Annotated in this window: 2 tRNA genes and 3 rRNA genes; all 5 read right to left on the reverse strand. The window is 50.7% G+C overall.

Annotation, left to right across the window (positions count from 1 at the left end):
• Positions 1–49: 49 nt before the first annotated feature.
• Positions 50–162 (reverse strand): 5S ribosomal RNA (gene rrf / locus BUE21_RS13930).
• Positions 163–286: 124 nt separating this feature from the next.
• Positions 287–3,158: ribosomal RNA gene (locus BUE21_RS13935) — 23S ribosomal RNA — on the reverse strand.
• A 416-nt stretch (positions 3,159–3,574) separates the two neighbouring features.
• Positions 3,575–3,650: transfer RNA gene (locus BUE21_RS13940), tRNA-Ala, on the reverse strand.
• Positions 3,651–3,685: 35 nt separating this feature from the next.
• Positions 3,686–3,762 (reverse strand) — tRNA-Ile (locus BUE21_RS13945).
• A 112-nt stretch (positions 3,763–3,874) separates the two neighbouring features.
• Positions 3,875–5,408 (reverse strand): 16S ribosomal RNA (locus BUE21_RS13950).
• The 16S, 23S and 5S rRNA genes sit together here with 2 tRNA genes alongside, the layout of an rRNA operon.
• Positions 5,409–5,678: the final 270 nt, after the last annotated feature.

A 5,678-nucleotide genomic window follows, 5' to 3' on the forward strand; every position in this document is an offset into this window, starting at 1 on the left:
CCCAAAGCAAAACCCCCTGAGCTGGAGCGCAGGGGGTTTTTGAATAGAAGCCTGACGATGACCTACTTTCACACGGGAGACCGCACTATCATTGGCGCGAGACTGTTTCACTGTCCTGTTCGGGATGGGAAGGAGTGGTTCCAGACTGCTATGGTCATCAGGCTAAAAACGTTGGCTTGCAGCGGCTGTGCTGCGAGCCGTAAATCATAGAGTCGAATTGTATTTGATTGCGTTGGCAATGTATTGAGTTTGCATTGCGAATGTATTGATGTGTCATCAAAGTTATAGGGTCAAGCCTCACGGGCAATTAGTACTGGTTAGCTCAATGCATTGCTGCACTTGCACACCCAGCCTATCAACGTCGTGGTCTACAACGACCCTTGAGGGGGCTTGAATCCCCGGCAGATCTCATCTTGGAACGAGTTTCCCGCTTAGATGCTTTCAGCGGTTATCTCTTCCGCACATAGCTACCCGGCGATGCCACTGGCGTGACAACCGGTACACCAGAGGTGCGTCCACTCCGGTCCTCTCGTACTAGGAGCAGGCTTCCTCAAATCTGCAACGCCCACGGAAGATAGGGACCAAACTGTCTCACGACGTTTTAAACCCAGCTCACGTACCTCTTTAAATGGCGAACAGCCATACCCTTGGGACCGACTTCAGCCCCAGGATGAGATGAGCCGACATCGAGGTGCCAAACACCGCCGTCGATATGAACTCTTGGGCGGTATCAGCCTGTTATCCCCAGAGTACCTTTTATCCGTTGAGCGATGGCCCTTCCATACAGAACCACCGGATCACTTAGTCCTACTTTCGTACCTGTTCGACTTGTCAGTCTCACAGTCAAGCACGCTTATGCCTATGCACTATTAGCACGATGTCCGACCGTACCTAGCGTACCTTCGAACTCCTCCGTTACACTTTGGGAGGAGACCGCCCCAGTCAAACTGCCTACCATGCACTGTCCCCCGCCCTGATTCAAGGGCGCAGGTTAGAACCTCAAACACACCAGGGTGGTATTTCAAGGACGGCTCCAAGTGAACTAGCATCCACTCTTCAAAGCCTCCCACCTATCCTACACAGATCTGTTCAAAGTCCCATACAAAGCTACAGTAAAGGTTCATGGGGTCTTTCCGTCTTTCCGCGGGGAGATTGCATCATCACAAACATTTCAACTTCGCTGAGTCTCTGGAGGAGACAGTGTGGCCATCGTTACGCCATTCGTGCAGGTCGGAACTTACCCGACAAGGAATTTCGCTACCTTAGGACCGTTATAGTTACGGCCGCCGTTTACTGGGACTTCAATCAAGAGCTTGCACCCCATCATTTAATCTTCCAGCACCGGGCAGGCGTCACACCCTATACGTCCACTTTCGTGTTTGCAGAGTGCTGTGTTTTTAATAAACAGTCGCAGCCACCGATTTTTTGCAACCCATTCACGCTCAGATGTTCTCATCACGCTAATAGGGCATACCTTCTCCCGAAGTTACGGTATCAATTTGCCGAGTTCCTTCTCCAGAGTTCTCTCAAGCGCCTTAGAATACTCATCTCGCGCACCAGTGTCGGTTTGCGGTACGGTCGCCTATAGCTGAAGCTTAGTGGCTTTTCCTGGGACCCCGTTCAGTCACTTCGTGAGCAAGCTCACTCGATCGACAGCCTCGGTATATGAGATGCGGATTTGCCTACACCTCGCCTACATCTGTCTAAACCAACTATTCCAACAGTTGGATGACCTATTAAGATCCGTCCCCACATCGCACTATAGGTCGGTACAGGAATATTGACCTGTTTCCCATCAGCTACGCATCTCTGCCTCGCCTTAGGGGCCGACTCACCCTACGCCGATGAACGTTGCGTAGGAAACCTTGCGCTTACGGCGAGGGGGCTTTTCACCCCCTTTAACGCTACTCATGTCAGCATTCGCACTTCTGATACCTCCAGCAGCCTTTACAAGCCACCTTCACAGGCCTACAGAACGCTCTCCTACCACGCACACAAAGTGTGCATCCGCAGCTTCGGTAACTGGCTTAGCCCCGTTACATCTTCCGCGCAGGACGACTCGATCAGTGAGCTATTACGCTTTCTTTAAATGATGGCTGCTTCTAAGCCAACATCCTGACTGTCTGTGCCTTCCCACCTCGTTTCCCACTTAGCCAATTTTAGGGACCTTAGCTGGCGGTCTGGGTTGTTTCCCTCTTGTGTCCGGACGTTAGCACCCGGTGCACTGTCTCCCAAGCTGTACTCTGCGGTATTCGGAGTTTGCCTTGGTTTGGTAAGTCGCCATGACCCCCTAGCCAAAACAGTGCTCTACCCCCGCAGGTAATACTTGAGGCACTACCTAAATAGTTTTCGGAGAGAACCAGCTATTTCCAAGTTTGTTTAGCCTTTCACCCCTATCCACAGCTCATCCGCTAATTTTGCAACATTAGTCGGTTCGGTCCTCCAGTACCTGTTACGGCACCTTCAACCTGGCCATGGATAGATCACTTGGTTTCGGGTCTACACCCAGCGACTAGACGCCCTATTCGGACTCGATTTCTCTTCGGCTCCCCTATTCGGTTAACCTTGCCACTGAATGTAAGTCGCTGACCCATTATACAAAAGGTACGCCGTCACCCCGAAGGGCTCCGACTTTTTGTAAGCATGCGGTTTCAGGATCTATTTCACTCCCCTCCCGGGGTTCTTTTCGCCTTTCCCTCACGGTACTGGTTCACTATCGGTCGATTACGAGTATTTAGCCTTGGAGGATGGTCCCCCCATATTCAGACAGGATTTCACGTGTCCCGCCCTACTTGTCTCCAGCCTAGTACCACACAGAATTTTCACATACGGGACTATCACCCACTATGGTCACCGTTTCCAAGGTGTTCTATTATCTTCTGTGCTATCACTGGAAGGCTTCTCCGATTTCGCTCGCCACTACTTTCGGAATCTCGGTTGATGTCTTTTCCTCTGGGTACTTAGATGTTTCAGTTCTCCAGGTTCGCCTCTTTAACCTATGTATTCAGTTAAAGATACCCTTGCGGGTGGGTTTCCCCATTCAGATATCTTCGGATCAATGCTCATTTGCCAGCTCCCCGAAGCTTTTCGCAGGCTATCACGTCTTTCATCGCCTGTAATCGCCAAGGCATCCACCACATGCTCTTAGTCACTTGACCCTATAACTTTGACCTCTGCTTGCGCAAAGAGCTTCATTACAGTCTCAAGCAAACTCTTATCCAGGCCCGTAATTTCAGAGTAAGGCCTGGATGCGTTATTGCCGTAATTCACGCTTGTCTTGATGGTCGTTGCTTGCACAACAACCAGAGAACAATCGTCAATTACTGAAGCATTCCTAACTGCTTTTTCAAGCTGTCAGTCATGTTCGTTTTTGACGCAATCAAATTCGTTGCTGATGGCACGGTGAAGATACGATCTTCTTTCCATCAGCAACGCTGATTCGACTCTATGAATTTTTAAAGAACAGCCGATTTATCGATCTATATCGACAAACAACAAAAAAGCCTCAGAACAATTTTTTGCTCAAAGCCTCTTTGGTGTTCAGCGAAACTACGCATTATACACAAAAATCTTTTGGTGGAGGATGACGGGATCGAACCGACGACCCCCTGCTTGCAAAGCAGGTGCTCTCCCAGCTGAGCTAATCCCCCAACTTTCCTCTTGACCACAATGGATATTGGAATTTTGGTGGGTCTAGTTGGGCTCGAACCAACGACCCCCGCCTTATCAAGACGGTGCTCTAACCAGCTGAGCTACAGACCCATGGCATGTCGCATAGATACAAGACCGGTCTTCCTTGTCTTGCATGTTTGCACCATGCTTTGTTCCAACAACCGATAAGTGTGGGCGTTCAGTGTTTTGCTGTTGTTTCCAGAAAGGAGGTGATCCAGCCGCACCTTCCGATACGGCTACCTTGTTACGACTTCACCCCAGTCACGAGCCCTGCCGTGGTAATCGCCCTCCTTGCGGTTAGGCTAACTACTTCTGGCAGAACCCGCTCCCATGGTGTGACGGGCGGTGTGTACAAGACCCGGGAACGTATTCACCGTGACATGCTGATCCACGATTACTAGCGATTCCGACTTCACGCAGTCGAGTTGCAGACTGCGATCCGGACTACGACCGGCTTTATGGGATTAGCTCCACCTCGCGGCTTAGCGACCCTTTGTACCGGCCATTGTATGACGTGTGTAGCCCCACCTATAAGGGCCATGAGGACTTGACGTCATCCCCACCTTCCTCCGGTTTATCACCGGCAGTCTCATTAGAGTGCCCAACTAAATGATGGCAACTAATGACAAGGGTTGCGCTCGTTGCGGGACTTAACCCAACATCTCACGACACGAGCTGACGACAGCCATGCAGCACCTGTGTGCAGGTTCTCTTTCGAGCACAATCCCATCTCTGGAATCTTCCTGCCATGTCAAAGGTGGGTAAGGTTTTTCGCGTTGCATCGAATTAAACCACATCATCCACCGCTTGTGCGGGTCCCCGTCAATTCCTTTGAGTTTTAGTCTTGCGACCGTACTCCCCAGGCGGTCAACTTCACGCGTTAGCTTCGTTACTGAGAAAATGAATTCCCAACAACCAGTTGACATCGTTTAGGGCGTGGACTACCAGGGTATCTAATCCTGTTTGCTCCCCACGCTTTCGTGCATGAGCGTCAGTGCAGGCCCAGGGGATTGCCTTCGCCATCGGTGTTCCTCCGCATATCTACGCATTTCACTGCTACACGCGGAATTCCATCCCCCTCTGCCGCACTCCAGCTATGCAGTCACTAATGCAGTTCCCAGGTTGAGCCCGGGGATTTCACATCGGTCTTGCATAGCCGCCTGCGCACGCTTTACGCCCAGTAATTCCGATTAACGCTTGCACCCTACGTATTACCGCGGCTGCTGGCACGTAGTTAGCCGGTGCTTATTCTTACAGTACCGTCATATGACCAGGGTATTAACCCAGTCCTTTTCGTTCTGTACAAAAGCAGTTTACAACCCGAAGGCCTTCGTCCTGCACGCGGCATTGCTGGATCAGGCTTGCGCCCATTGTCCAAAATTCCCCACTGCTGCCTCCCGTAGGAGTCTGGGCCGTGTCTCAGTCCCAGTGTGGCTGGTCGTCCTCTCAGACCAGCTACAGATCGCTGGCTTGGTGAGCCTTTACCTCACCAACTACCTAATCTGCCATCGGCCGCTCTGGTAGCACAAGGCCCGAAGGTCCCCTGCTTTTATCCTTGGATGTCATGCGGTATTAGCTGCTCTTTCAAGCAGTTGTCCCCCACTACCAGGCACGTTCCGATGTTTTACTCACCCGTTCGCCACTCGTCAGCATCCGAAGACCTGTTACCGTTCGACTTGCATGTGTAAAGCATGCCGCCAGCGTTCAATCTGAGCCAGGATCAAACTCTATAGTTCGATCTTGTTAAACTCACTCAAAACGGAATTGAAGTGGATTTGTAAATCATAAGACTTACACACTTCATGTTCTGTTCATGAGCGTTTGGCTTTCCATATATAATGGTTGCCAGGCATCTCTGCCTTTGTTCCTAAGAACTTGAGCAATTACCAAACGCCCACGCTTATCGGCTGTATGTTTTTAACGAACACCAAAGAAAACAAACTATCTAATCCGTCTTCTTTTTTAAGAACCTCACCGCGATCAGTGAAGCCCTCTACTATAACACA

Origin of the sequence: Lampropedia hyalina DSM 16112 (assembly GCF_900129055.1) — a bacterium.
GTDB lineage: Bacteria > Pseudomonadota > Gammaproteobacteria > Burkholderiales > Burkholderiaceae_C > Lampropedia > Lampropedia hyalina.